Origin of the sequence: Scleromatobacter humisilvae (assembly GCF_023231945.1) — a bacterium.
Taxonomy (GTDB): domain Bacteria; phylum Pseudomonadota; class Gammaproteobacteria; order Burkholderiales; family Burkholderiaceae_C; genus Scleromatobacter; species Scleromatobacter humisilvae.
Genome location: NZ_JAJLJH010000002.1, coordinates 533,239 through 558,467, shown reverse-complemented (window position 1 = coordinate 558,467; position 25,229 = coordinate 533,239). Strand labels below are relative to the sequence as shown.

The following is a 25,229-nucleotide window of genomic DNA, read 5'->3' as shown; positions in this document are numbered from 1 at the left end:
GCGGTCCGCTGCGGGCTGATCGGAAGAACGGGAAGCCTGCATGCTAGTCCTTCCGGCGGGCGCGACGCGAACGAAATGGGCACGAAAAGACTGCTGTTTTTGCAAGGACAATGCAGGGCACGGCGCCTGCTCTGCAGCGACAGTCATCCTCTCCTCGAAGAATTCCAACGCATGATCCATTGGCCCGCCGCCGGCGTCTCGCACGTCGCCACCTGGAGCATCGCCGCCGCCGCGACCGCCGCCGTCATCGTGAGGCCGGGCAAGTGGCCCGAGGCGGTCTGGGCCGTGGTCGGCGCGCTCGCGCTGCTGCTGTGCGGCCTCATCTCGATCTCGACCGCGCTGCAGGCGGTCGTCGAGGGCTGGGACGTCTACCTGTTCCTGACCGGCATGATGCTGCTGTCGGAACTCGCGCGCCGCGAAGGCCTGTTCGACACGCTGGCCGGCTGGGCCGTGCGGCACGCGGGCGGCTCGGCGCGGCGGCTGTTCGCGCTGGTCTACGGCATCGGCGTCGTCGTGACGGTGTTCATGTCCAACGACGCGACGGCCGTCGTGCTGACGCCGGCCGTCTATGTCGTGGCGAAGAAGGCGGGCGCGAAGCCCTTGCCCTACCTGTTCGCCTGCGCCTTCATCGCCAATGCGGCGAGCTTCGTGCTGCCGATCTCCAACCCGGCCAACCTCGTCGTGTTCGGCGAGCACATGCCGCCCCTGCTGGCCTGGCTGCGCGCGTTCGCGCTGCCGGCTATCGCGTCCATCGTCGTGACCTGGGGCACGCTCGCGCTGCTGTTCCGCGGCGAACTGGCAGAGCCGGTGGAGAGCGAGACGCGCGTGCCCAAGCTGTCGGGCACCGGCCGCCTGGCGGCCCTGGGCATCGTCGGCGTGGTGCTCGCGATGCTGGCCGCGTCGGCGCTCGGCTTTCCGCTCGGCGCGCCGACGCTGATCGCCTCGCTGGCCGCCATCGCCACCGTGCAGGCGAGCAAGCGCGAGGCGCCTTGGGCCTTGCTGGAGCATGTGTCGTGGAGCGTGCTGCCGCTGGTGGCGGGACTGTTCGTGCTGGTGGCCGGCGTTGTGCAGACGGGGCTGGTCGCGGCGCTGACGGAGGGCCTGCGCGCGGCCGCGCACGCGGCGCCGCGCGAGACCGCCTGGGGCGCCGGCGCGCTCGTGGCGTTCGCCTCGAACCTGATGAACAACCTGCCGGCCGGACTGGTCGCCGGCACGGCGGCGAACTCGGGCGCGATGCCCGACGGCGTGCGCTCGGCGATCGCGATCGGCATCGACCTCGGGCCCAACCTGTCGGTCACCGGCTCGCTGGCGACGATCCTGTGGCTGGCCGCGCTGCGCCGCGAGGGCGAGCACGTGTCGGCGTGGCAGTTCCTGCGCGTGGGGGCGGTGGCGATGCCGCTGGCGTTGCTGGCCGCGCTGGCCTGCCTCTGATCCCGCGCAGACGCCGTGCGGCTGTCAGTGCGCGCGCTCGGCGAACGCGGGGCGCGCAGGATCGGTCGCTGCGCGGCTTTCCGGCGCGGGCGTGGCGACGCTGTGCGTCAGCGCGACCATCCCCGACGGGCTGACGACGGCATCCTCGCTGCGCGCGCCGGCAGGCAGCGCGACCGCCGGTGGCGCCATCGTGGCCGCTGCCGTGCCGTCATCGGCGAGCGCATGCAGGGCCGTGGGCATGCCGTGCTCCAGCACCAGGCCGCTGCGAAGCGCTGGCGGACGCGTCGGCGCGGTCGCCGTTGCCGTCGTCGCGGGCAAGGTCGACGCCGTGGCGAGGCGCGCCGGCGGCACGAAGCGGGGCGGGGGCTCTGGCGGCGCAGCGGCTGGGCCCGAGGCCGCAATCGACTCCGCGGTCGCGACGAACGGCGGCGAGTCGGCTGGGGCCAGCGCCGACCAGGCCATCCAGCCGACGACGACCGCCGATCCGCCGAGCAGGGCGCTGGTGGTGGCGCGCATCAATTGACCGACGTCCAGTAGCCGTGCACGTCGATGTTGATGCCGGCGCCGTCGTTGATGTTGGCGTCGTCGATGAAGAAGTAGACCGTCGTGCCCGGATCCGCCACCATGTACACGTTGTAGTTCTGCAGGAAGCGCAGGAACGTCGTGCTCGCCGTCGGCGCGAACGGGATGCGCGTGGCGTTGCCCATGCCGCTGCTGGTCGCGTCGATCTCGAGATCGGAGACCGAGCCGTCGCCGTTGTTGAAGCCCGTGACGCCGGTCAGCACCAGGCGCTTGTCGGCGGGCACCGCGATCGTCGCGTAGTTGCGCACGCTGGGGAACAGGCGGGTGCCGAAAGGCTGCAGCGTGCGGTCGTCGACCGCCGCGACCGGCACGCGATTGGCGCTCGTGTTGGTGACGTTGACCAGTGCCGCATTCACGGCCTGCACCGGACGGGACATCCCGACCGCCAGCACGGCGCAGGCGCTGGCGGCGCCGATCAGGATGGGGCGGAACGACAGGACCCTCTTCATCATGGCGGTTCTCCTGGAACGGGAATGCAGCGACGCGGGGACGCGTCGGCCTGCGTGGCGCCGCTTGCGCGATCAGCCACGGTTCAGGATGCGCTCAGCCCCAGGCGGGCGCCCATCCCCAGGATCAGGCGGAAATGCGGCCTCGTCGGGGACGGGGACGCCACTCGGCGGCCACCCGGGAGATCTCAGGCGGCCGAGCCTTGGCGACAGCGACGCCGCCTCGCGCCCCAGCCCGTGAACGCGATGCCGGCCAGCAGCAGGGCGCTCGCACAGGGTTCGGGCACGACGCTGGCCGAATTGGCGAGGAAGGCGTGATCGAGGCCGTCGACCCCGGAGTAAAAGCCGACGGCCTGGCCCGAGTCGTTGAGACCGTAGACGACGGTCTGGTTCGCCGTTCCGATCTCGATGGTGTCGAAGCCCGTCGTGGGCGAGCCGACGATGCCAACGAAGTTGCCGTCCGGCCCGATGGCCCAGCCACCGATCTGGCCATCGTCGTTGATGGCGCGGAAGCGCAGCTTCGTCAGATCACCCCAGTTCGTAAAATACGTGCTGGCGCCGGTCTTCGAGTCATAGACCAGGGCCTCGCCGCTGTCCAGCGAGCCCGTGGCGACACCGGCGTCGTTCACGCCCTGGATCACGAGAACGCTCGTGCCCGCGGGCGTCGTCATCGTCGACAGCGTCGAGGTCGTGCGATCCCAGACATAGCCGAGATTGCTCGACCCGTCGGTGTAGATGCCGGTGAGGTAGCGCCCGTTGGCGGAGATGCCGCGCACCACCGTGCCCGCTGCGCCCGGCACCGCGAACGGCGTGAAGGTGCCGCTCTGGTAGAGGAACGAACCGCCCGCGAAATCGGTGCCGGTCGCGAGGCCGCTGTCACTGATGCCGGTGAGGGTTGCGATGCCCGTCGGCGGGTTGACGGTGACAAAGCTGCCATGCGTGTCGATGAAGCCGCCGAAGTCGCTGCCGCCGACGATCACGCCGCTGCTGTTGATGCCGAGGGGCTGCGTCGCGTTCGAGCCCGGCATGTCGAAGGTCGACACGGTCCACGTCGTCGCTCGCGCGGCCCCGCAGACGAGCACGGCTGCCGCCGCGGCGGCCAGAAAGAGTCTGTGCATCGAAGCCCCCTTGCTTGTTGGGTGTCGCGATGACATCGCACCGCAAGCGGGAGCTTCTTCCCTTTTGGCCGTCCCGGCATCATCTTTTTGAAGGACACCCGCCGCCAACCAGGCTGAAGAGGGCCTTCATCCCTAGCTTGAGGCGGCCGCGCGTGCGACTCAGCGGGCGCCGTCGATCCGGATCCAGGTCGTCTTCAGCTCGGTGTACTTGTCGAACGCGTGCAGCGACTTGTCGCGCCCGTTGCCGCTCTGCTTGTAGCCGCCGAACGGCACGGTGATGTCGTCCTCGTCGTACGAGTTGACGTGCACGGTGCCGGCGCGCAGGCCGCGTGCGACGCGGTGGGCGCGGTTGATGTTGTCGCTCCACACGCTGGCCTGCAGGCCGTAGCTCGAGCCGTTGGCCAGCGCGATCGCCTCGTCCTCGGTCCTGAAACGGATCACCGACATCACCGGGCCGAAGATCTCCTCCTGCGCGATCTTCATGTCGTTGGTGACGTTGTCGAACACGGTCGGCTCGACGTAGTAGCCACCGGTCTCGCCGCGCACCTGCCGCCCGCCGCTGACGACGCGCGCGCCCTGCGCATGGCCGGCCTCGATGTAGCCCAGCACCGTCTTCAGCTGCGTGTCGTCGACCAGCGCGCCCATCTCCGTCTTCGCGTCGAGCGGATCGGCCGGCGCGTACTTCGGGGCCTCGGTCTTGAGGGTCGCAACGAATTCGTCGGCGATCGACTCGTGCACCAGCACGCGCGAGGGCGCGTTGCAGGACTCGCCCTGGTTGAAGAACATGCCGCCCGACACCGTCTTCGCGGCACGCGCGACGTCGGCATAGTCCTCGAACACGACGAAGGCCGACTTGCCGCCGAGCTCGTTGTAGACGCGCTTCAGGTTGGACTTGCCGGCATACTCGTACATGCGGCGGCCGACGCGCGTAGAGCCGGTGAAGCCGATCGCGTCGACCTCCATGTGCAGCGCCAGCGCCTCGCCGGCCTCGTGGCCGTAGCCCGGAACGACGTTGAACACGCCCTGCGGCAGGCCGGCCTCGAGCGCGAGCTCGGCCAGGCGCAGCGCCGTCAGCGGGCTCTTCTCGCTCGGCTTGAGCACGACCGAGTTGCCGGCGGCCAGCGCCGGGCCCAGCTTCCACGCGGCCATGATCATCGGGTAGTTCCAGGGCACGATCACGCCGATCACGCCCATGGGCTCGCGCGTGACGAGCGCGAGCGCGCTCGCGGCCGTGGGCGCGATCTCGTCGTAGATCTTGTCGACGGCCTCGGCGTACCAGGCGATGCAGCGCGCGCAGGCCGGCACGTCGACGGCCAGCGAGTACTGGATCGGCTTGCCCATGTCCAGCGTCTCGAGCAGCGCCAGTTCTTCCTTCGCACCGAGGATCAGCTCGGAGAATTTCTGCAGGATCTTCTTGCGCTGGGCGGGTGCCTTGCTGGCCCAGCGGCCGTCCTCGAACGCGGTGCGCGCGGAACGCACGGCGGTGTCGACGTCGGCCGCGAGACCGCGCGCGATCGGCCCGAGCAGGCGGGCGTCGATCGGGGAATGCTTGGCGAAGGTCTCGCCGGTCTGCGTCTCGCGGCGCACGCCGTCGATCAGCATGCGGCCGTCGATCTTCAGCGCGGTGGCGCGCTCGGCCCAGTTCGTGGTGGTCATCGGTGTCTCCTGGAAAAGGCGGTGGGGCCGGCTCGTGGCCGGCCCGTCATGGGGCAACGCTGGTGGCGCCTGCCCGGAGTTCGAGTATGCGGCGGATCAGAAGGTGTACGTGGCGCCGATGGTGAACATCGGGCCGACGGCGCCGTCCTGGTGGTAAGACGGGTTGTAGGGCGCGCCGCCTTGCTCCGCGCCGTTGCCGGGCGAGCCGAAGGTCTGCAGGTCGTACGGCGCCTTCTTGTTGAGCAGGTTGGTGACGCCCGCGTGCAGCTGCAGGTGTTCGTCCCACTCGTAGCGGGCGACGACGTTGAGCTCGGTGAACGAAGGCACATGGCAGAAGCGCGACGGCGGCTGCACCGGATGCGCCGGATCGGCCTGCGGGAACACGCTGCCGAGCGCGTCGGCGCAGGTGTAGATCTGCTCGCTGGGATCGGTGACGCCGTAGTGCGAGATGTAGTTGAGCGTGCCCGCGATCTCGAACGGGCCCTTGCCCCAGGTCAGCGTGAATGCCCCGCGCGTGCGCGGCGTGCCGGTGTCCTCCGAGACAAAGGCGGGCCCGTGCGTGCCGGCGAGGTGGAACTTGCCGCTGGCGGTGGTGAGGTCGTACTGCAGCATGTAGCTGACCTGCAGCTCGGCCTTCAGGTGGCCGGCCTCGTGCAGGTCGTACCTGGCGATCGCGTCGAGGTCCAGGCCCGAGGTCGTCGTCGTGTTGGCGTTGATGAACGGGTAGGTGTCGTAGAGGATGTTCTGCGACGAGTCGCGGTAGATGATGGTGCCGAGCGCCGCGGCGTCGTCCAGGCCGGTCTGCCCGAGCTGGCCCACCGAGATGATCTGGTTGCGGATCGTGATGTGGTAGTAGTCGAGCGTCGCGGAGTAGGTCTTGTTCGGCTCGAAGATGGTGCCCAGCGTGAACGAGGTCGACTTCTCCGGCTTCAGGTGCGGTGCCGACAGCTGCAGCTCCTGCAGCGCGATGTGGCACGGATCCAGCATGCCGTCGGGCAGGGTCTCGAGCGGCACGCCCTTCGGGCAATAGACCGGATCCTGCAGGTTGCCGACGAAGCCCGACGTCGAGCCGGCGTCGCCCACCTCGGCCGGGTTGGGCGCGCGGAAGCCCTTGCTGAACGTGCCGCGCAGCGTGAACTCGCGCACCGGCGTGAACTTGAAGCCGGCCTTGGGCGTGGCCGAGGTGCCGGTGTTGTCGTAGTGGTCGACGCGGCCGGCGACATCGAGCTCCAACTGCTTCGTGACCGGCGCCACGAGCTCGGCGTAGGCCGCGCTGACCGTCTGCTTGCCCTCGGCGAACGAGTAGATGCCGATCGCCTGCGAGCCGTTGACGAACGACGGCGGGAACAGCTCCTTCAGCTGGCGGTGCGTGAAGTCCGCGCCGATGCTCAGGCCCATCGGGCCGCCCGCCAGCTCGGCCAGCGTGTTGCTGCCGCGCACGCTGACGAAGGTCAGGTCGTTGGTCGACGTCGACGAGGCATTCGGCGCGACGGTGGCGAGCTCCGCCGCGGAGTTCGGACCGCCGACCATGTAGCTGCCGCTGTTGAGGGCGTCCTGCAGCGCCGGAAAGTCGATGTAGTGATGGAATGCCGCGTTCGTGGCCGCGCGCGTCCAGCCCACCGAGGCATTCAGGTCCCAGTCGCCGATGGAGCCGGCGAGTTCGGCGACGGCGCGGTACGAAGTTGTCACCGTCGTCTGTTCCAGCGGGCCGATGTCGGGGAAGTCGTAGAGCAGGTTGGCGGTGTCGCCCGTGGTGTTGCCGGGGTAGGTCGCCGGCACGGTCAGCACGAAGGGGAAGCTGTCCGGGAACGCCGGTGTCGGTGCGGCGCCCGGGCCGAAGTGGAACAGGTTGAGGCCGCCGCCGTTGCCACCGATGCCCACGCCCGTGGCCGCGGCGTTGTTGTACAGGCCGACCTGGTGCGCCTCGCTGCGCAGCATCGAGCCCTGGAAGTTGGCCTCCCAGCCGCCGGCCAGCTTCTTGGTGTAGCGGCCCAGCAGGTCCAGGTTCGTGGTGGACGGCGACATCGTCTGGTACGGATTGCGGTAGCCGCACTGGTCGGCGGCGGCCTGCGTGGCGGTGCAGCCCGGATAGTAGACGAGCGGGTTGCCGCTGCTGTCGGTCAGCACGCCGGTGCCGCTGCCCGCGCCGCTGGAGGCGCCGGAGACCGAGCCGGAATCCGTGCCCTGCGTCAGGTCGGCGCCGCCGTAAGGCCGCCAGTCGGTGCGCGCGAGGTACGGGCGCTTGCGCAGCAGGATCGAATTCGCGTGGCGGCCCTCGAGCGAGATGTAGGCGTTCTGGCCGTCCTTGGTCAGGTCGCCCACGCCGGCCGTGATGCTCGCGTGCTGCGTGGCGCCGTCGCCGTGGCTGCTGATGCCGGTCTCGGCGCTCAGCGTGACGCCGGTGAACTGCTTCTTGAGGATCACGTTGACGACGCCTGCGATGGCGTCGGAGCCGTAGACCGCCGAGGCGCCGTCCTTCAGCACCTCGATGCGCTCGATCGCGTCGATGGGAATCGACGAGATGTCGACGAAGTCGCGCTCGCCGTCATCGGGCATCGGGTACGAGGCCATGCGGTGGCCGTCGATCAGGACCAGCGTCGCGCCAACCGTCAAGCCGCGCAGCGCGACCCCGCTGCCGCCGGCCGCGAAGGCGCTCGGCGCCGACTGCGACAGCGAGCCCATGTTGTTGGCCGTGATGTTGTGCAGCACGTCGCCGATGCTGGTGTAGCCGGAGTTCTTGATGTCCTGCGAGGTGATCACCTCCACCGGGCTGGGCGTCTCGCTGTCGGTGCGGCGGACGTTGGAGCCGGTGACCGTCACCGTCTGGGACTGTGCGACGGGCGCGTCCTGCGCGATCGCCACGCCATGGATCAGCCAGATCGGCAGGGCCACGACCAGTTGGGCAGGCCGCCATTTCGCGAGACTTCTGAGGGAGCTGGACATGGTGATTCCTCCGGTTTGGTTTAACGACGGATCGGTCGAGCAGTAACAGTCGGCAGGGCGTTTGGCGCGGCGCGAGCCGCGCGACGCATCAGGAATCGTCGCGGTACGCCGCACTGACCTCGGCAGCGCGGCGGCGCTCGGCGCGCGCCACCAGGATGCTGGCGAGCGCCACGCCGATCGCGACCACGACGATGATCACGGTGGCGACGGCATTGACGCTCGGGTCGAGCCCGAGGCGGGCGCGCGAGAAGATCACGAGCGGCATGGTGGTGGCACCCGGGCCGCTGAGGAAGGCGGAGACGACCACGTCGTCGAGCGACAGGCTGAACGTGAGCAGCCAGGCCGACAGCAGCGACTGCGCGATCATCGGCAGCGTCACCAGCGTGAACACCTGCCACGGACGCGCGCCGAGGTCCATCGCGGCCTCCTCGAGCTGCGGATTGAGCGTCTGCAGGCGCGCCTTGACCACGACGGTCGCATACGACATGCCGATCATCAGGTGGCCCAGCCAGATCGTGACGAGCCCGCGCTCGGGAAAGCCGATCGCGTGCTGGATCGCCACGAGCATCAGCAGCAGCGACAGGCCCTGGATCACCTCGGGCATCACCAGCGGCGCGCTGACCATGCCGGAGAAGAACGTGCGCCCGGTGAATCGCCGGTACTTGACCAGCGAGAAGGCCGCCATCGTGCCGAGGACGACCGAGCCGCTCGCCGACAGCAGCGCGATCTTGAACGACAGCCACAGGCCGTTGATGATCTCCGAGTCGTCGGCCAGCTTCGCGTACCACTCCAGCGAGAAGCCGCCCCAGTGCGACGGCAGGCGCGAGTGGTTGAACGAGAAGACGACCAGCGTCACCATCGGCAGGTACAGGAACAGGAAGCCCAGCACGAGCCACGTGCGGCCGAAGTTCTTCGCGAACCCCGCGGAAAAGAGGGCGCGCTTGCTCATTTGGCGGCCTCCTCGGCTTGCGTCTGGTAGCGGTTGAACAGCGCCAGCGGCACCACGATCAGCAGCACCAGCACCACCGCGATGGCCGACGCGACCGGCGGATCGTTGTTGCTGAAGTTCTCGTCCCAGATGACGCGGCCGATCATCAGTGTCGTCGGGCCGCCCAGCAGTTCCGGCGTCACGTACTCGCCGACGCAGGGGATGAACACGAGCATCGAGCCCGCGATGATGCCGGCCTTGGACAGCGGCACCGTCACCCGCCAGAACGCGACCCAGGGCGTGGCGCCGAGGTCGGACGCGGCCTCGAGCAGGCGCAGGTCCATCTTCGACAGGTTCGCGTACAGCGGCAGGATCATGAACGGCAGGTACGTGTAGGTCATGCCGATCAGCAGCGAGAACGTCGTGTGCATCAGCTGGCCCGGCGTCTCGATCAGGCCCATCGCCAGCAGCGCCTTGTCCAGGTGCAGGCCGATGATCGCGTTGGCGACCCAGCCGCCGTCGTCCAGCAGGCCCTTCCACGCATAGACGCGCAGCAGGAACGACGTCCAGAACGGCAGCATGACCAGCATCAGCAGCATCGGCTGCAGCGAGGCCTTGGCGCGCGCCATGAAGTAGGCGAAGGGGTAGCCGATGAACAGGCAGCAGAGCGTCGTGACGAGCGCGTACTTCAGGCTCGCGAGGTAGGCGTCGCGGTACAGCGCGTCCGTCGTCACCAGCACGTAGTTCGCGAACTTGATGGCGACCTTGAGGGCGCCGTCGACCCAGGTGAACAGGTCCTCGACGCGGATGTCGCCCATCTCGGAGACCGAGTACTTGGCGACGATGAAGAACGGCGCGAGGAAGAACAGCAGCAACCAGGCGTAGGGCACGCCGATGACGAGGCCGCGGCCGCGCCACCAGGGCGTGCCGTTGCGGGAGGGACGAGTCGGTTCCATCGCCGTGTCCTCAGTGCGTCAGCACGACGTGCGCCTGCGGCGACCACGTGGCCCAGGCGGCGTCGCCGCGCTGGAACTGGTCGTCGCGCTGGCGCTCGGTGTTGGCCATGCTCACTGCGATCACCTGGCCGCTGGCGAGCCTGACGCGATAGACCGAGGTCGCGCCGAAATACGACAGCTCCTGGATCGTGCCGGCGGCGGCGTTGAACTCGCCGGCCGGCTTGTCGCGCTGCAGGACGATCTTCTCGGGCCGCAGGGCGACGGTCACCGGCATGCCCAGCGTGCCCGTGATGCCGTGGCCGACGTAGTGGCGGCAATCCGCGCAGTCGATGACGACGTGGTCGGGCTCGTCGACCGTGACCTTGCCGTCCATCAGGTTGACGTTGCCGATGAAGTCGGCGACGAAGCGCGTGGCCGGCGTCTCGTAGATCTCGGCGGGCGAGCCCACCTGCAGGAAGCGGCCCTCGCTCATCACCGCGATGCGCGAGGTCATCGTCATCGCCTCTTCCTGGTCGTGCGTGACCATCACGCAGGTCACGCCCACCTCGTGGATGATGTTGACCAGCTCGATCTGCGTCTCCTCGCGCAGCTTCTTGTCCAGCGCGCCAAGCGGCTCGTCGAGCAGCAGCAGTTGCGGCTGCTTGGCCAGGCTGCGCGCGAGCGCGACGCGCTGCTGCTGGCCGCCCGAGAGCTGGTGAGGCTTCCTCTTGCCGAACTTGCCCAGTTGCACGAGCTTGAGCATCGCCTCGACGCGCGCGGCGACCTGGTCCTTGGGCAGCTTCTCGCGGCGCAGGCCGAAGGCGATGTTGTCCCAGACCGTCAGGTGCGGGAACAGCGCGTACGACTGGAACATCATGTTCAGCGGCCGGTCGTAGGGCGGGATGCCGGCCAGGTCCTGGCCATTGAGCACGATGCGTCCCGACGTCGGCGTCTCGAAGCCGGCCAGCATGCGCAGCAGGGTCGTCTTGCCGCAGCCCGAGGAGCCGAGCAGGGCGAAGATCTCGCCCTTGGCGATGTCCAGGCTCACGTTGTTGACGGCCTTGTAGCCGGCGAAATCCTTCACCACCTGCTGGATCTGGAGGAACTTCGCGTTGTCGGCGCTTGTGTTCATGGGTCGTGCCGCCCCCTCGGGCGTTGTCCGGAAGTTGTTCGATGCGTCGTGGCCGCGCATTCACGCGGCGGGGGTGCATTTTGCCGGGCCCGCGGGGCGCCGGCTGGGGCTTCCTCTCAGGTACCGGTCTTGAACTTCGTGTAGGCGCGGTTCTGCATGCGCCGGATGTCGTTGTTCCAGGCCTCCGGCGGGCCCACCATGCGGGACAGGTCTTCCGGCGACAGGAACAGCGTCGGGTTGTTCGCCAGCTGCGGCTGCACGAACTTCTTCGACTCCCTGTTCGGGTTCGCGTAGAAGACCTTGTTGGTGAGGCCCGCGGCGACCTCGGGCCGCAGGATGTAGTTGATCCACTTGAGTGCGTTGCCCGGATGCGGCGCGTCCTTGGGGATCGCCATCACGTCGAAGAACAGCAGGCCGCCGGTCTTGGGAATCAGCACCTGGATGTTCTGGCCCGTCTTGTTGTCGATCGCCCGCTGGCGCGCGATGTTGATGTCGCCCGACCAGCCCATGACGGCGCAAACCGCGCCGTTGGCCATGTCGTTGATGTAGCCCGACGAGCTGAACAGGGTGACGTAGGGGCGGATCGGCTTGAGCAGCGCCAGCGCCTCGTCGTAGTCGGCCTGCGTGCCCGTCGTCTTCTTGCCGAGATAGTGCAGCGCCGCGGGGATCGCCTCGTCGCCGGAGTCGAGGAACGAGACGCCGCAGGTCTTCAGGCGCGCCATGTACTCGGGCTTGAACAGCAGGTCCCAGGCGTTGTCGGGCATCGGCAGCGAGCCCAGCGCGGCCTTGACCTTGTCGACGTTGATACCCACGGTCGTATAGCCCCACAGCCAGTCGACGAGGTGCTCGTTGCCCGGGTCGATCTTCGCGAGCCGGGCCGCCACGCCGAGGTCGACGTTCTTGAGGTTCGGCAGCCTGGCCTTGTCCAGCTTGGCCAGCAGGTCGCCCTGGATCTGCATGCGCGCCCAGTACGACGACGGCACGACGATGTCGTAGCCGCTGTTGCCCGCCACCAGCTTGGCGTGCACGATCTCGTTGGAGTCGAAGTTGTCGTAGCGGACCTTGATGCCCGTTTCCTTCTCGAAATTCCGGATCGTGTCCTCGGCGATGTAGTCCGACCAGTTGTAGACGTTGAGGACCTTGTCTTCCGGCTGCGACGTCTGCGCCTGACCCGCGCCCGCGGCGAGCCCGAGCGCGAGCAGGCTCGCGAGGGCTGCCAAGCGTTGCAACGGTGATGTCATCTTCGGGTCTCCGGCAGTCTTGGAAGAGTCGGTCGTCGGCAGTTCAGATCAGGCCGCGTGCCTTGACGTCGGCCAGCGTCAGGTCGAGGCACTTGCGCGCCTTGGTCACGAGCTCGTCGATCTCCGCACGCGTGATGACCAGCGGCGGGGCGACGATCATGCGGTCGCCCACCGCGCGCATCACGAGTCCGTTGGCGAAGCAGTGCGCCCGGCAGATCATGCCGACCGCGAGGTCGCCGTCGAACGGGGTGCCGCTCGCCTTGTCCTTGACCATCTGCACCGCGCCCATCAGCCCGCAGGTCTGGGTGTCGCCTACGAGCGGATGGTCGCGCAGTTCCTCGAAACGGCTTGCAAGATACGGGCCGACATCGTCGCGCACATGCTCCACGAGCTTCAGGCGCTGGATCAGCCGGATGTTGGCGACGGCCACCGCGCAGGCCACCGGATGGCCCGAATACGTGTAGCCGTGGTTGAAGTCGCCGCCTTGCTCGATCAGCACCTTCGCGACGCGCTCGCCCACCATCACGCCGCCGAGCGGCACGTAGCCGGAGGTCACGCCCTTGGCGAAGGTGATGAGGTCGGGTTGCACGCCGAACGTCTGGCAGCCGAACCAGTGGCCAGTGCGGCCGAAGCCGCAGATCACCTCGTCGCTGATCAGCAGGATGCCATGCTTGCGGCAGATGCGCTGGATCTCGGGCCAGTAGGTCGACGGCGGCACGATGACGCCGCCCGCGCCCTGCACCGGCTCGCCGATGAAGGCCGCGACCTTGTCGGCGCCGATCTCGAGGATCTTCGCCTCGAGTGTCTGCGCGGCCTTCAGGCCGAAGGCCTCGGGTGTCATGTCGCGCCCCAACTCGTACCAGTGCGGCTGCTCGACGTGCACGATGTTGGGGATCGGCAACCCGCCCTGGGCATGCATGCCCGACATGCCCGACAGCGACGCCCCCGCCATCGTCGAGCCGTGATAGCCGTTGTTGCGGCCGATGATGACCTGGCGCTGCGGTTGTCCGATCAAGTCCCAGTAGCGGCGCACCATGCGCACGTTGGTGTCGTTGCTCTCCGAGCCCGAGCTCGAGAAGAAGAAGTGCCTGAAGCCTTCGGGCGCGACCTCGGTCAGCAGCTCGGCGAGCTCGATGGCCGGCGGCGTCGACGTGTTGAAGAACGCGTTGTAGAACGGCAGCGTCTCGAGCTGCCTCGTGGCGGCATCGATCAATTCGCGCTGGCCGTAGCCGACGTTGACGCACCACAGGCCCGACATCGCGTCGAGGATCTTGTTGCCGTCGGTGTCCCACACGTAGACGCCCTGGGCGCGCTCGACGATGCGCGCGCCCTTGGCGGCCAGCGCCTGGTGGTCGGTGAACGGATGCAGGAAGTGCTTCGAGTCGGCTTCCTGCCACTGCTTGGTGGTGCGGGTGGTGGTCATGGCTTGTCTCTGGGATTCGGTTTGTCGGAACTCTTTCAGACGTGCAGCAGCAGGTGCTCGCGCTCCCACGGCGAGATCACCTTCATGAACTCGGCGTGCTCGATTTCCTTGACCTCGGTGTAGACGGTGACGAAGTCCTTGCCCAGCACCTCGTGCAGGTCGGTCTCGTCGCGCAGCAGCTGCAGCGCCTCGCCGAGGCTGCGCGGCAGCGCGTACTCGCCGAGATAGGCGTCGCCCTTGCACTCGGCCGACGGCGCGATCTTGTTCTTGATGCCGAGGTAGCCGCAGGCCAGCGTCGCGGCGATCGCGCAGTACGGATTCGCGTCGGCGCCGATCACGCGATTCTCGACGCGGCGCGCCTGCGGCGAGGCGATCGGCGAGCGGATGCCCACGGTGCGGTTGTCGGTGCCCCACTGGATGTTGATCGGCGCCGCGGTGTGGCGAGCCAGCCGGCGGTAGGAATTGACGTACGGCGCGAACAGCGCCATTGCCGCGGGGATGTAGCGCTGCAGGCCGCCGATGTACCAGTAGAACTCCTGCGTCGGCGTGCCGTCCTCGTTGGAGAAGATGTTCTTGCCGGTGACGGTGTTGACCACGCTCTGGTGCACGTGCATCGCGCTGCCCGGCTCGCCGGCGATCGGCTTGGCCATGAACGTGGCGTACATGTCGTGGCGCAGCGCGGCCTCGCGCACCGTGCGCTTGAAGAAGAACACTTCGTCGGCCAGGCCCAGCGGCGCGTCGTGGAAGAAGTTGATCTCCATCTGGCCGGCGCCGATCTCGTGGATCAGCGTGTCGACGTTCAACTCCATCTTCTGGCAATAGTCGTAGACGTCCTCGAACAGCGGATCGAACTCGTTGACGGCATCGATCGAGTAGGCCTGGCGCGAGGTCTCCGACCGGCCGCTGCGACCGATGGGCGGCTTCAGCGGCATGTCGGGATCGGTGTTGCGGGCGACGAGGTAGAACTCGAGCTCGGGCGCGACGATCGGGCTCCAGCCCTTGGCCGTGTACAGCTCGATGACGTTGCGCAGCACCGAGCGCGGCGCGAACGGGATCAGGTTGCCGCTCGGGTCGTAGCAGTCGTGGAGCACCTGCGCCGTGGGGTCGGTGGCCCAGGGCACGATGCGCACCGTGGTCGGGTCGGGGCGCAGGTGCATGTCGCGGTCGGTGGGCGTGATGACGTCGTAGTACGGGCCTTCGGACGGGAACTCGCCCGTCACGCCCATCGCCACGATCGCCTCGGGCAGGCGCATGCCGCGGTCCTCGGTGAACTTCTCGCGCGGCAGGATCTTGCCGCGTGCCACGCCAGTCAGGTCGGGCACGAGGCATTCGATCTCGGTGACCCGGTTCTCGTTGAGCCACTGTTCGAGGTCGGCGAAGGTGGCGAGGTTCCTGTTGATCGTCATGGGTGTCTTTCGTGGATTTCTGGTCGACGTGGCCGATGCGTTGCAAGCATCCTTCGGGCCACGCCGGGAAGAGGGTGGCGACGACCCGAGGCGTCACGGATGCGGGCCGCGCCGTCCTTCCTTCCACTGTCGACACGCCTCGCCGAACGCGGTGAGCATGCGCATCGAGACATCGTTGCTGGCAGCCTGCCATTCCGGGTGCCATTGCACGCAGAGGTTGAATCCCTTGGCGTCGGCCGCCGAGAACGCCTCGACCACCCCGTCGGGCGCGCGCGCTTCCACGCGCAGCCCCTCGCCGAGGCGATTGACGGCCTGGCCGTGCACGGAGTTGACATCGAACCTGGCCAGGCCGACGACGCGCTCGAGCACGCCGCCCGGCTCGACGAAGACCTCGTGCGCCGGGCCGTACTGCACGGCGACGGGCTGGTCGTCGGCCGCGCGGTGATCGGCCTTGCCGGCGACATCGTGCACCGCCTGGTGCAGCGAGCCGCCGAGCGCGACGTTGGTCTCCTGCGTGCCGCGGCACACGGTGAACAGCGGCAGGCCGACGGCCAGCGCGTGGCGGATCAGCGGCAGCGTCCACGCGTCGCGCGCGGGGTCCAGCGGCAGCGACAGGTCGAGCACGTCCTCGTCGAAGTGCGACGGGTGCACGTTGCTCGCCGACCCGGTGAGGAAGACGCCATCGGCGATCGCGAGCAGCGCCTGCATCTCGACCTCGTCGGCATTCGGGATCACCAGCGGCAGGCAGCCGGCCAGGCGCACGGCGTCGGCGTACTTCTTGCCGGCGACGTGGTACGGATGGTCGCCCAGCATCTTGTTGCAGGCAGGCACGAGCACCAGCGGGCGGCGGGCGGCGGGTGAATCGTTGACGGGGACGTTGGGAGCGGAGTTCATCGGAACGAATGAGGTGTTGTTCACAGCAGATCCTTCAGCCGGTACCAGGCCATGCCCAGCACCAGCGCGGGCGTGCGCAGCAGGCGGCCGCCGGGGAAGGCGCGATGCTTCAGTCGCGCGAAGAGGTCGAAGCGGCCGGCGTCGCCGCTCATGGCCTCGGCGACGACGCGGCCGGCCAGGCCCGTCAGCGCGAGGCCATGGCCCGAGAAGCCCTGCAGGTAGTAGACGTTGTTGCCGATGCGCCCGAAGTCGGGGGCGCGATTCATCGTGATGTCGACGAAGCCTCCCCACGCGTACTCGATTTTCGTCGATGCGAGCTGGGGGAAGGTGTCGACCATGCGACGACGCATGCTTTCATTCAGGTTCGGCGGCATCTTCGCGCTGTAGCTGACGCGGCCGCCGAACAGCATGCGGTGGTCGTCGGTGGTGCGGTAGTAGTCCAGCACGAAGTCGTTGTCGCAGACGCAGGATCGCGTGGGGATCAGCGTGTCGGCCAGTGCCGGATCCATCGCCTCGGAGCAGACGATGAAGGTGCCCACGGGCATGATGCGCGCGTCGAGCGCGGGCGCGAGATCGCGCAGGTAGACGTTGCCCGCCAGCAGCACCTGCGCCGCGCGGACTTCGCCGCCGGCCGTCCTGAGCGTCACGCCGCCGTCCTGCTGCAGCGACGTCACCTCGCTGTCCTCGAAGATGCGCACGCCCGCATCGGCGGCGGCGCGCGCCAGGCCCCGCACGTATTTCAGCGGATGCAGGTGGCCCGAGCGCGGGTCGTGGATCCCGCTGTGGTAGCGGCCGCTGGCCACCCATCGCGTGATGTCGGCCGGCGGGATGCGCGTCACCGGATAGCCGTACTTCGTCTCGATCTCGTCGGCCCACTCGGCAAGCTCGCGGCCCTTGCGCGCGCTGGTGGCCACGCCGATGTAGCCGTCGCGCCAGTCGCAATCGATGCCATGTTTGCCGATGCGCTCGCGCAGCAGGTCCAGCGCCTCGATCGACATGTCCCAGACCCTGCGCGAATCCGCCAGGCCCAGTTGCGCCTCGATGACGTCCTGCCCGCAGGCCAGCCCGTGGATCGCCTGGCCGCCGTTGCGGCCGCTGGCGCCGCGGCCGAGCTCGCGCGCCTCGAGCACGACGACGTCGAGGCCGCGCTCGCGCAGGTCGAGCGCCGCGCTCAGGCCGGCCAGACCACCTCCGACGATCGCGACGTCGCAGCGGACTGCACCCGAGAGAGGCGCATGCCGCTGCGACCGATGGGCGGTCGCGGCGTAGTACGAATTCCGCGAAAGCTCGCGGTCGGACTCGAGGAAGCTCATAAATCGTGCGCTAGGCAGGCCTTTTCGGGATTGGCGCCGACTTGTCTAGGCAAGTCTGCGTCGGATTGTCTCCGGGATTTTCGAATCGCTCGCGGCGACGGCCTCAGGCCGGCCGGCGGATCGCGCCGCCCAAGGTATCGATCAACTGGTCGATGTGCGAGCGTTCGATGATCAGCGGCGGCGACAGCGCGATGATGTCGCCCGTCGTGCGCACGAGCGCGCCCTTGTCGTAGCAGTCGAGGAAGACGTCGAACGCGCGCTTGGTCGGCTGGCCGGGCACGGGGGTCAGCTCGATGCCGCCGATCAGGCCGATGTTGCGGACGTCGATCACGCCCGGCAGGCCCTTCAGCGAATGCAGCGCCTCGGCGAAGTAGCCGGCCATCTCGCCGGCGCGCGTCAGCAGGCCTTCGTCGGCATAGGTCTCCAGCGTGGCCAGGCCGGCCGCGCAGGCCAGCGGGTGCGCCGAGTAGGTGTAGCCGTGGAAGAACTCGATCAGGTGCTCCGGGCCGGTCATGAAGGTGTCGTGGATCGCCTGCTTCGCGAGCACCGCGCCCATCGGCACCGCGCCGTTGGTCAGGCCCTTGGCCACCGTCATCAGGTCGGGCGTGACGCCGAAGGTCTGCGCCGCGAACGGCTGGCCGGTGCGGCCGAAGCCGGTGATGACCTCGTCGAAGATCAGCAGGATGCCGTGCCTGTCGCAGATCTCGCGCAGGCGCTGCAGGTAGCCTTGAGGCGGGATCAGCACGCCCGTGGAGCCGGCGACGGGCTCGACGATCACCGCGGCGATGGTGGAGGCATCGTGCAGCGCGATGACCTTCTCGAGGTCGTCGGCGAACTCCGCGCCGTGCGGCGGCTGGCCCACGCTGAACGCGTTGCGCGCCGGATCGTGCGTGTGGCGGATGTGGTCGACGCCGCCCAGCATCGTGCCGAACATCTTGCGGTTGGCGACGATGCCGCCCACCGAGATGCCGCCGAAGTTGACGCCGTGGTAGCCGCGCTCGCGGCCGATCAGGCGCGTGCGCTGGCCTTCGCCGCGAACGCGGTGGTAGGCGATGGCCATCTTCAGCGCGGTCTCGACGGACTCGGAGCCGGAGTTTGTGAAGAAGACGCGGTTCATGCCCGCGGGCGCGATCGCGGCGACCTTCCCGGCCAGCTCGAACGCCTTCGGATGCGCCATCTGGAACGGCGGGCAGAAGTCCATCTCGGCGGCCTGCTGCTGGATCGCCTCGGTGATCTTCTTGCGCCCATGTCCCGCGTTGACGCACCACAGGCCCGCGATGCCGTCCAGCACCTGGCGTCCGTCGTCCGTCCAGAAATGCATGCCCTTTGCCTTCGTGAACAGGCGCGGTGCCTTCTTGAACTGGCGGTTGGACGTGAAGGGCATCCAGTAGGCGTCGAGGTCGGTCTTCATGGCGGGCTTTCGGGTTCGGTCGGAGAGAGGGCGCTGTCGTCGCGCTGTCATCGATGTGGGCTAACCGATGAGTCGACTGTATCGGGGCGGCCGCGCAATGTGCACGCAGGATGATGCAGGGCAAACCCCTGAAAACGCAATATCATGCGAAGGAATCCAGTTCCATTCGCATCTCATGCGCCAAATCCCCAAATCCCTGCAATTGGATGCGATAGATCGCAGCATCTTGAACGAGCTCCAGAACGACGGGCGGCTGTCCAATGTCGAGCTGGCGGCGCGCGTGCACCTGTCGCCGTCGGCCTGCCTGCGGCGGGTCAAGCAGTTGGAGGACACCGGCGTCATCGCCGGCTACGTGGCGCTGCTCAACCCGAAGCTGGTGGGGCAGAGCGGGGTCAGCTTCACCATCATCAACCTGGCGACGATGAGCAACAACCTGCTCGAGGAATTCGAGCAGGCGGTCAAGGAGTCGCCGGAGATCCTGGACTGCTTCTACGTCGCCGGCGCGAACGACTACCTGATCCGCTTCGCCTACCGCGACGCCGAGGATCTGGAACGCTTCCACACCGACGTCCTGATGCGGCTGCCGGGCGTGGAGCGCTCGAATTCGATGCTGGTGCTGCGTACCGTCAAGAAGACGACCGCGCTGCCGATGGACGACTGAAGGGGCCGGCTCGCCGGCCCGCGTGCGTCAGGCGGCCGGGCTCAGCACCGAATCGGCGCGGCGCACCTCCATCGCCTTCAGCTGGACGTCGGCGGACGCGCGTGCGGCAGGGAACACGTGGCCTTGCTCGAGCGCCAGATGCTCCAGCAGCAGCGCCGCGTAGACGTCGGAGGCATGGCGCAGCATGTCGATGTCATAGCCGCCGAAGCCTTCGGCCACCGGCTGCAGCTGGGCCAGCACCTCGCGCCAGTTCTCCTCGAGCCAGCCCTGGTCCTGGCGCAGGCGGTCGACGCTGCTCTCAAGCGACGGGTCGCCGCGGCCGGCGATGAGCGGGAAGATCTGGCGGTCGACGTCGACGTGGTGCTGGCGCGCCGTGTGCGAGAAGAAGTCGATCACCGAACGGGCGTGATCGCGCGCCCAGGTGTCCCAGCCGCGGTCTTCCATGTGGTTGACCAGGCTCTGCAGCTCGCCGAGCCAGTAGCGCATCTGTTTGTGCGTGGCATCGAGTCGGTCGAGCACCGGCAAGGCGTTGGCGATCGGGGTGTCGTTGGAGCGGGTTTCGTTCACGGCATCTCCTCGAGTAGGGCGGTGGGTTGACTTCAGCATCGCATGGCCCGCGGGCTTTCGCAACAATCTTTTCCCCGGAAAAGGTGTAACGGCGACGGCGGTTTCCGTACCGCGAAATGTGTCAGTTCCGTGTTGCCTTGACCCGGCCCGCCAGCCACGTCCAGACGATCTGCGCGGCGGCCAGCGAGGTCAGCTCCTGGTGGTCGTACACGGGCGCGACCTCGACGCAGTCCATGCCGACGAAGGGCAGGGTGCTCAGCTCCTCGAGCAAGGTGAACGCCTGCGCCGTGCTGAGGCCGCCCGGCTCGGGCGTGCCGGTGCCGGGCGCGTAGGCCGGGTCGAGGGCGTCGATGTCGAAGCTCAGGTACAGCGGCGGCTGGCCGTGGGCCTCCCAGCGCGCGCGGAACTGGTCGACGAAAGGCGACAGCTGTGCCGGGCTCGCGAGGCCGCGCAGGTCGCGCGCCGTGAAGATCAGCCCGCCCTGGTCGCGCACGTACTCGCGCGCGGCGCGCTCGCCCGCGGAGCGGATGCCGAACTGCGTCATGCATTCGGGCACGACCAGGCCTTCCTGGATGGCCTCGTAGACCCAGGTGCCGTGGCCGCTCGGCTCGCCGAAGTGATTCGTCCACGTGTCGCAGTGCGCGTCGAAATGCACGACCGCCAGCGGCCGGCCATGGTGCGCGCGGTAGGCGCGCAGCAGCGGCAGCGTGATGGAGTGGTCACCGCCCAGCCACGCCATCTGGTGCGCGGCGATCAGCGGCGCGACCTGCGCGGGCATCGCCGCCCGCATGCCCTCGAGTCCCGTGTTGGGCAGCGCGAGGTCGCCGGCGTCGCCGACGAAGGGCGTCGGCGAGACGTCGAACCAGGGATGCGTCGCGTCGCACAGCATGTGGCTGGCGGTGCGGATCGCGCGCGGGCCGAAGCGGGCGCCGGGGCGGTTGGTGACCGAGCCGTCCCAGCAGACACCGGCGACGGCGAAGGAGTGCTCGGACGAGGCCGGGGCAGCGCCGAGGAAGCCGGCGTGCGACAGGTACGGAAATGCGGTCATGGGCGACCTTTGAACGGGACGTCAGCGCCTTGGCCGTCCTGAGGCGGGCTGAGGGCGCGAATCATAGGCCGAGGGCCTTCCGCGCGGGCCGCGCCGGGCTTTGCGGAGCGCGAATCCAGCCTTCGGAAAGCGTCAATTTCGCATCGGGCACTGCGTTCCACATTGCGGAAAGGTGGCGTGGTGCGTCGCAGCAAAGTTTCTCATGATGGGAAATTGCTTGCCGCATCGCGAAACGAGAACTCTAACTCGTTGATTCGCATAGCCGACATCTTTAGTCTTATATAAGACATAAGTCTTCCATTTCGGACGCAAGAGGAATACGCTTGATCCCAACGAACACCTCTTTTTCATCAGCTTGTCTTGCCACCCGAAGGAACCAACATGACCCAACTCACCCGTGACCAGCAGATCGCCGCCCTCGAGAAGGACTGGGCCGAGAACCCGCGCTGGAAGGGCGTCAAGCGCACCTATTCGGCGGCCGACGTCGTGCGCCTGCGCGGCTCGCTGCAGATCGACCACACGCTGGCCAAGCGCGGCGCCGAGAAGCTGTGGAACCTGGTCAACACCGAGCCCTTCGTCAACTCGCTGGGCGCGCTGACGGGCAACCAGGCGATGCAGCAGGTCAAGGCCGGCCTGAAGGCCATCTACCTGTCGGGCTGGCAAGTCGCGGGCGACGCCAACAGCAACGGCGAGATGTACCCCGACCAGTCGCTGTACTCGGTGGACTCGGTGCCCAAGGTCGTCAAGAAGATCAACGCCACGTTCAAGCGCGCCGACGAGATCCAGTGGTCGGAAGGCAAGAACGACATCGACTACTTCGCGCCCATCGTGGCAGATGCCGAAGCCGGCTTCGGCGGCGTGCTGAACGCGTTCGAGCTGATGAAGTCGATGATCGAGGCCGGTGCCTCGGGCGTCCACTTCGAGGACCAGCTGGCCGCGGCCAAGAAGTGCGGCCACATGGGCGGCAAGGTGCTCGTCCCGACGCGTGAAGCGGTGGCCAAGCTGTCGGCCGCGCGCCTGGCCTCCGACGTGATGGGCACGCCCACCGTGCTGCTGGCCCGCACCGACGCCGAAGCGGGCGACCTGGTCACCAGCGACATCGACGACAACGACAAGCCGTTCTGCACCGGCGAGCGCACCGTCGAAGGCTTCTTCCGCACGCGCAACGGCCTGGAGCAGGCCATCAGCCGCGGCCTGGCCTACGCGCCGTACGCCGACATGATCTGGTGCGAGACGGGCAAGCCCGACCTGGCCTTCGCCAAGCAGTTCGCCGACGCGATCCACGCCAAGTTCCCCGGCAAGCTGCTGGCGTACAACTGCTCGCCGTCGTTCAACTGGAAGAAGAACCTCGACGACGCGACGATCGCCAAGTTCCAGCGCGAGCTCGGCGCGATGGGCTACAAGTTCCAGTTCATCACGCTGGCCGGCTTCCACGCGCTGAACTACTCGATGTTCAACCTGGCCTACGGCTACGCGCGCAACAACATGAGCGCGTTCGTCGAGCTGCAGGAGTCGGAATTCGCCGCCGCCGAGAAGGGCTTCACCGCCGTCAAGCACCAGCGCGAAGTGGGCACGGGTTACTTCGACGCCGTCACGACCACGATCGAACGCGAGGCCTCCACCGGCGCGCTGAAGGGCTCGACGGAAGACGAGCAGTTCTTCGACAAGAAGCACGCCTGAGGCGTGGCGTCCGCCGGGTCGATCGCCCGCACCGGCGGTCGACCGGCATGACAACGAGACCCATCCGTCTTGAGCAACGGATGGGTCTTTTTCATGGCGCGCGTTCCCTGTCGGCCTGGGGCGCGGTGGCCGCCGGCTCGTCTTTGCGCATGCGCAGCAAGGCTTTGCGCGACAGGTGATAGGCCATCAGGTGGAAGGGCATGCGCACCCAGTGCGAGCGCAAGTAAAGCGCCATGCGCGCGCGCATGACGGCGGCGGTCTCCGCGCTGGGATGGGCCGGCTGGAGCGCGTGGCGGTAACACCAGGCCATCAGCGCGGCCACGGGGCGAGACGGACGCCACCTCTGCGCCGCCGCCAGCACCGCGGGCGGAACCGGCGTGCCCAGGATCTCGGTGCTCGTCTGCAAGGCGTAGTAGAGCGAGCGGCCCAGGCCCAGCGCGGCGGCGCGGGGGATCAGCTCGTCCCAGAATCGCGCGTCGCGGCCGAAGTCGCGCAGCAGCAGGTCGATGTCGAACAGGTCCCGCAGGCCGTTCGCGAACTCGCCCTCGTGGAACAGATGGGTGGCGCTGTGCAGCAGCATGTCGACGGGTTGCAGGACGAACACGCCGTCGTGTCCCGCCAACGGCACCGCCGCGTCGAGCAGGGCCTGCGCGTCGACGCGCACCCGCGACGTCGTGGGCAGGATGTTGTGGTGCACGTCGATGGTGGTATCGCGGCGGACGTGGCGCAGCGGCGGGATCTCGTGCATCCACTCGCGGTAGTAGTGCTGGTCGTAGGCGTCGTGATCCGAGGCCTGCCAGCCGGACAGCATCAGCGCCGATTCGACCGCCGGCAACCGGGCGCGTGGAACCAGGATGTCGATGTCCGAGAACAGCCGGCCCTTCGCCACCGGCAGCTGCGCCACCTCGTAGGCGGCGCCCTTGAGCAGGATGACCGGGGCGCCGCTTGCTGCGAGCGCCTGCTGGATGCACTGCAGTTCCCACCGGACCGAGATCGACTGGCGCCGGGCGATCACGTCGGCGGCGTGCAGGTGCTGCCGCGGGGCGGCGGGCACCGCGGCCATCAGGCCCGCGTCCCGCAGGGTGCTGCTCAGGCGGGCCAGCAGGTTGGCGCGGCGCGCCTGCCTGACCAGCAGATCCCATTGCGCGGGCGTGCAGGCCTTGATCGACGACGGGTCGGTCAGGACGGACTGGATCAGCGTGGACGAGGTCATGGCGCGCCCGTCGCGGCGAGGCGCTCGAAGGCTTCGGCGGCATCCTCCAGCCGGCCGTAGTTGAAGCGGAGGCACTCGCACTGCTCGACGAGCCGACCCATGGCCTCGAATCCGCGCACGCCGTGCATGTCGTAGTTGAACGACTGCTCGGCCAGCGTCATGAACGCGCGTTCCTTGCCGTGCGGCGTGAACACGGGAGCGGCGCCCGCTTCGTAGGACGGCAGCACGACCCACGCCGCGCGCGTCGGCTCGCGCACGCGCCGCACGCTCGCGGCGGGCGGCTGCAGCAGCGAGACCGTTCCCTTGGCCGTGTCGGGGACGGGCGATGTCATGACCGCCTCCGGCGCGAACGCGCGGATGGCGGCGATCGATGCGTTCTTCAGGCTGACGGGGCGCGCCATGCCGTGGATCAGGCCGCTGTCCATGTCGAGCAGGGCCAGTTCATCGGACAGCAGGCGCCAGCCCCGCTGGATCAGCCCGGCGCACAGCGTGCTCTTGCCTGAGCCGGGCGGCGCCGGCAGCACGGCTGCGCGACCGTCGCGCTCGATGACGGCCGCATGGATCGTGAGGTACTGATGGGCGTGCGCGGCCACGCACCAGTTGAGGCCCCACTCGATCATCGGGAAGGCCTGCTGCGCCGGCAGCGGCGCGAACGAGGGCAGGTCGTCGTAGTAGAAGCGCGCCTGCGGCTTGTACCAGCGGCGCAGGCCGGGTTCGAGCGAGACTTCCACCGAGAAATCGGCGAAGGCCTCCGGCGCGCAGACGGCGAACTCGCCGTACATGTCGGCGATGTCGCGCACAAGGCTGGGAACGTCGGAGCGCACGCGCGCGACGAACGGGGGAAGGTCGAGCAGGAACTCGCCGCGCCGCAACAGGCGCGCGAGTTCGTCCTGCGAGAGTTGCGCGACCTTCAAGCCGGAGACGCGACGACCAGCCCCACGCGGCGCATCGATTCGAGGCTTTGTTCGATCGCGCTCAGCGCGGACTCGGGTGCATCGTCCACGATGACGTCGCCCAGACCATCCAGCAATGCGCGCGCGCTGCGCGGGACGTCGGGCTCGAGACGCTGCAGAAGTTCGAGCGCCAGGGGTTCGAGCAGATGCGTGTCGCCGCTGAGCATGTCGTAGGCGACACCCTCGTCGCCGCTCCACGAGCGGACGAGAAAGCGCTCGCGGCCGGCGCTGGACCAGGTGTTCATGGG

Annotated in this window: 22 protein-coding genes; 3 read left to right on the top strand and 19 right to left on the bottom strand. The window is 68.3% G+C overall.

Going from position 1 to position 25,229, the window contains the following annotated elements; all coding sequences use genetic code 11:
* Window positions 1–171: 171 nt before the first annotated feature.
* Window positions 172–1,431 carry an arsenic transporter gene (locus LPC04_RS11860; protein ID WP_275682429.1) on the top strand — a complete coding sequence of 420 codons (1,260 nt, stop codon included), beginning with the start codon at window positions 172–174 and terminating at the stop codon, window positions 1,429–1,431.
* A 24-nt stretch (window positions 1,432–1,455) separates the two neighbouring features.
* Here LPC04_RS11860 and LPC04_RS11855 read toward each other — a convergent pair whose 3' ends face one another.
* From LPC04_RS11855 to aptA, 14 genes are all read right to left on the bottom strand, one after another.
* Window positions 1,456–1,947 carry a hypothetical protein gene (locus tag LPC04_RS11855; RefSeq protein WP_275682428.1) on the bottom strand — a complete coding sequence of 164 codons (492 nt, stop codon included), beginning with the start codon at window positions 1,945–1,947 and terminating at the stop codon, window positions 1,456–1,458.
* The gene (locus tag LPC04_RS11850) at window positions 1,947–2,465 is read right to left on the bottom strand and encodes a hypothetical protein (RefSeq protein ID WP_275682427.1); all 519 of its coding nucleotides are present in this window, start codon (window positions 2,463–2,465) and stop codon (window positions 1,947–1,949) included. The genes LPC04_RS11855 and LPC04_RS11850 overlap by 1 nt, the downstream gene beginning before the upstream one ends.
* A 182-nt stretch (window positions 2,466–2,647) precedes the next feature.
* A complete protein-coding gene (locus tag LPC04_RS11845) occupies window positions 2,648–3,577 on the bottom strand; it encodes a PEP-CTERM sorting domain-containing protein (protein ID WP_275682426.1) in 930 nt (309 codons plus the stop codon).
* A 159-nt stretch (window positions 3,578–3,736) separates the two neighbouring features.
* Window positions 3,737–5,233 carry an aldehyde dehydrogenase gene (locus tag LPC04_RS11840; protein WP_275682425.1) on the bottom strand — a complete coding sequence of 499 codons (1,497 nt, stop codon included), beginning with the start codon at window positions 5,231–5,233 and terminating at the stop codon, window positions 3,737–3,739.
* Between the two features lie 96 nt (window positions 5,234–5,329).
* Window positions 5,330–8,176: a TonB-dependent receptor plug domain-containing protein gene (locus tag LPC04_RS11835; RefSeq protein ID WP_275682424.1), complete on the bottom strand. Its 2,847-nt coding sequence runs from the start codon at window positions 8,174–8,176 to the stop codon at window positions 5,330–5,332.
* An 88-nt stretch (window positions 8,177–8,264) separates the two neighbouring features.
* On the bottom strand, window positions 8,265–9,125 hold the full coding sequence (locus tag LPC04_RS11830) for an ABC transporter permease subunit (RefSeq protein ID WP_275682423.1): 861 nt from the start codon (window positions 9,123–9,125) through the stop codon (window positions 8,265–8,267).
* On the bottom strand, window positions 9,122–10,060 hold the full coding sequence (locus LPC04_RS11825) for an ABC transporter permease (protein ID WP_275682422.1): 939 nt from the start codon (window positions 10,058–10,060) through the stop codon (window positions 9,122–9,124). The genes LPC04_RS11830 and LPC04_RS11825 overlap by 4 nt, the downstream gene beginning before the upstream one ends.
* A 10-nt stretch (window positions 10,061–10,070) precedes the next feature.
* Window positions 10,071–11,171, bottom strand: a complete 1,101-nt coding sequence (locus LPC04_RS11820) for an ABC transporter ATP-binding protein (RefSeq protein ID WP_275682421.1) — start codon at window positions 11,169–11,171, stop codon at window positions 10,071–10,073.
* A gap of 116 nt (window positions 11,172–11,287) precedes the next feature.
* Window positions 11,288–12,412, bottom strand: coding sequence for a polyamine ABC transporter substrate-binding protein (locus LPC04_RS11815; protein WP_275682420.1), 1,125 nt, complete (start codon window positions 12,410–12,412; stop codon window positions 11,288–11,290).
* 43 nt (window positions 12,413–12,455) lie between these two features.
* Window positions 12,456–13,835: an aspartate aminotransferase family protein gene (locus tag LPC04_RS11810; protein ID WP_275682419.1), complete on the bottom strand. Its 1,380-nt coding sequence runs from the start codon at window positions 13,833–13,835 to the stop codon at window positions 12,456–12,458.
* A gap of 35 nt (window positions 13,836–13,870) precedes the next feature.
* Window positions 13,871–15,241, bottom strand: a complete 1,371-nt coding sequence (locus tag LPC04_RS11805) for a glutamine synthetase family protein (RefSeq protein ID WP_275682418.1) — start codon at window positions 15,239–15,241, stop codon at window positions 13,871–13,873.
* 93 nt (window positions 15,242–15,334) lie between these two features.
* Window positions 15,335–16,135, bottom strand: coding sequence for a gamma-glutamyl-gamma-aminobutyrate hydrolase family protein (locus LPC04_RS11800; RefSeq protein ID WP_275682417.1), 801 nt, complete (start codon window positions 16,133–16,135; stop codon window positions 15,335–15,337).
* A gap of 20 nt (window positions 16,136–16,155) precedes the next feature.
* Entirely contained in the window at window positions 16,156–17,448 is a 1,293-nt protein-coding gene (locus LPC04_RS11795) for an NAD(P)/FAD-dependent oxidoreductase (protein ID WP_275682416.1), read from the bottom strand.
* A 103-nt stretch (window positions 17,449–17,551) separates the two neighbouring features.
* Window positions 17,552–18,859: an omega-aminotransferase AptA gene (aptA, locus tag LPC04_RS11790; RefSeq protein WP_275682415.1), complete on the bottom strand. Its 1,308-nt coding sequence runs from the start codon at window positions 18,857–18,859 to the stop codon at window positions 17,552–17,554.
* A gap of 175 nt (window positions 18,860–19,034) precedes the next feature.
* Between aptA and LPC04_RS11785 the strand changes: the two genes are divergently transcribed.
* Window positions 19,035–19,520 (top strand): Lrp/AsnC family transcriptional regulator, encoded by a 486-nt coding sequence (locus LPC04_RS11785; protein ID WP_275682414.1) that lies wholly within the window; start codon window positions 19,035–19,037, stop codon window positions 19,518–19,520.
* 27 nt (window positions 19,521–19,547) lie between these two features.
* Here the strand turns inward: LPC04_RS11785 and LPC04_RS11780 are convergent, their stop codons facing one another.
* Together LPC04_RS11780 and speB are read right to left on the bottom strand one after the other, a co-directional pair.
* Window positions 19,548–20,087 (bottom strand): hemerythrin domain-containing protein, encoded by a 540-nt coding sequence (locus tag LPC04_RS11780; protein ID WP_275682413.1) that lies wholly within the window; start codon window positions 20,085–20,087, stop codon window positions 19,548–19,550.
* Between the two features lie 121 nt (window positions 20,088–20,208).
* Window positions 20,209–21,135 carry an agmatinase gene (gene speB / locus LPC04_RS11775; protein ID WP_275682412.1) on the bottom strand — a complete coding sequence of 309 codons (927 nt, stop codon included), beginning with the start codon at window positions 21,133–21,135 and terminating at the stop codon, window positions 20,209–20,211.
* Window positions 21,136–21,516: 381 nt separating this feature from the next.
* On the opposite strand from speB, the gene aceA reads away from it, so the two are divergent.
* The gene (gene aceA / locus LPC04_RS11770) at window positions 21,517–22,815 is read left to right on the top strand and encodes an isocitrate lyase (RefSeq protein ID WP_275682411.1); all 1,299 of its coding nucleotides are present in this window, start codon (window positions 21,517–21,519) and stop codon (window positions 22,813–22,815) included.
* A 91-nt stretch (window positions 22,816–22,906) separates the two neighbouring features.
* Here the strand turns inward: aceA and LPC04_RS11765 are convergent, their stop codons facing one another.
* The 3 genes from LPC04_RS11765 to LPC04_RS11755 are packed head-to-tail and all read right to left on the bottom strand — an operon-like array spanning window position 22,907 to window position 25,226.
* Window positions 22,907–24,028 (bottom strand): nucleotidyltransferase domain-containing protein, encoded by a 1,122-nt coding sequence (locus LPC04_RS11765; RefSeq protein WP_275682410.1) that lies wholly within the window; start codon window positions 24,026–24,028, stop codon window positions 22,907–22,909.
* Window positions 24,025–24,942, bottom strand: a complete 918-nt coding sequence (locus tag LPC04_RS11760; RefSeq protein ID WP_275682409.1) for an HprK-related kinase A — start codon at window positions 24,940–24,942, stop codon at window positions 24,025–24,027. The genes LPC04_RS11765 and LPC04_RS11760 overlap by 4 nt, the downstream gene beginning before the upstream one ends.
* Entirely contained in the window at window positions 24,939–25,226 is a 288-nt protein-coding gene (locus LPC04_RS11755) for an HPr-rel-A system PqqD family peptide chaperone (RefSeq protein ID WP_275682408.1), read from the bottom strand. The genes LPC04_RS11760 and LPC04_RS11755 overlap by 4 nt, the downstream gene beginning before the upstream one ends.
* Between the last annotated feature and the right edge of the window lie 3 nt (window positions 25,227–25,229).

Coding starts and splice junctions, on each gene's coding strand:
- LPC04_RS11850 (WP_275682427.1), bottom strand. CDS start 2,465: ATGATGAAGAGGGTCCTGTCGTTCCGCCCCATCCTGATCGGCGCCGCC.
- LPC04_RS11820 (WP_275682421.1), bottom strand. CDS start 11,171: ATGAACACAAGCGCCGACAACGCGAAGTTCCTCCAGATCCAGCAGGTG.
- LPC04_RS11830 (WP_275682423.1), bottom strand. CDS start 9,125: ATGAGCAAGCGCGCCCTCTTTTCCGCGGGGTTCGCGAAGAACTTCGGC.
- LPC04_RS11815 (WP_275682420.1), bottom strand. CDS start 12,412: ATGACATCACCGTTGCAACGCTTGGCAGCCCTCGCGAGCCTGCTCGCG.
- LPC04_RS11765 (WP_275682410.1), bottom strand. CDS start 24,028: ATGACCTCGTCCACGCTGATCCAGTCCGTCCTGACCGACCCGTCGTCG.
- LPC04_RS11755 (WP_275682408.1), bottom strand. CDS start 25,226: ATGAACACCTGGTCCAGCGCCGGCCGCGAGCGCTTTCTCGTCCGCTCG.
- aceA (WP_275682411.1), top strand. CDS start 21,517: ATGACCCAACTCACCCGTGACCAGCAGATCGCCGCCCTCGAGAAGGAC.
- LPC04_RS11855 (WP_275682428.1), bottom strand. CDS start 1,947: ATGCGCGCCACCACCAGCGCCCTGCTCGGCGGATCGGCGGTCGTCGTC.
- LPC04_RS11810 (WP_275682419.1), bottom strand. CDS start 13,835: ATGACCACCACCCGCACCACCAAGCAGTGGCAGGAAGCCGACTCGAAG.
- speB (WP_275682412.1), bottom strand. CDS start 21,135: ATGACCGCATTTCCGTACCTGTCGCACGCCGGCTTCCTCGGCGCTGCC.
- LPC04_RS11845 (WP_275682426.1), bottom strand. CDS start 3,577: ATGCACAGACTCTTTCTGGCCGCCGCGGCGGCAGCCGTGCTCGTCTGC.
- LPC04_RS11785 (WP_275682414.1), top strand. CDS start 19,035: ATGCGCCAAATCCCCAAATCCCTGCAATTGGATGCGATAGATCGCAGC.
- LPC04_RS11835 (WP_275682424.1), bottom strand. CDS start 8,176: ATGTCCAGCTCCCTCAGAAGTCTCGCGAAATGGCGGCCTGCCCAACTG.
- LPC04_RS11860 (WP_275682429.1), top strand. CDS start 172: ATGATCCATTGGCCCGCCGCCGGCGTCTCGCACGTCGCCACCTGGAGC.
- LPC04_RS11805 (WP_275682418.1), bottom strand. CDS start 15,241: ATGACGATCAACAGGAACCTCGCCACCTTCGCCGACCTCGAACAGTGG.
- LPC04_RS11840 (WP_275682425.1), bottom strand. CDS start 5,233: ATGACCACCACGAACTGGGCCGAGCGCGCCACCGCGCTGAAGATCGAC.
- LPC04_RS11825 (WP_275682422.1), bottom strand. CDS start 10,060: ATGGAACCGACTCGTCCCTCCCGCAACGGCACGCCCTGGTGGCGCGGC.
- LPC04_RS11795 (WP_275682416.1), bottom strand. CDS start 17,448: ATGAGCTTCCTCGAGTCCGACCGCGAGCTTTCGCGGAATTCGTACTAC.
- aptA (WP_275682415.1), bottom strand. CDS start 18,859: ATGAAGACCGACCTCGACGCCTACTGGATGCCCTTCACGTCCAACCGC.
- LPC04_RS11800 (WP_275682417.1), bottom strand. CDS start 16,135: ATGAACTCCGCTCCCAACGTCCCCGTCAACGATTCACCCGCCGCCCGC.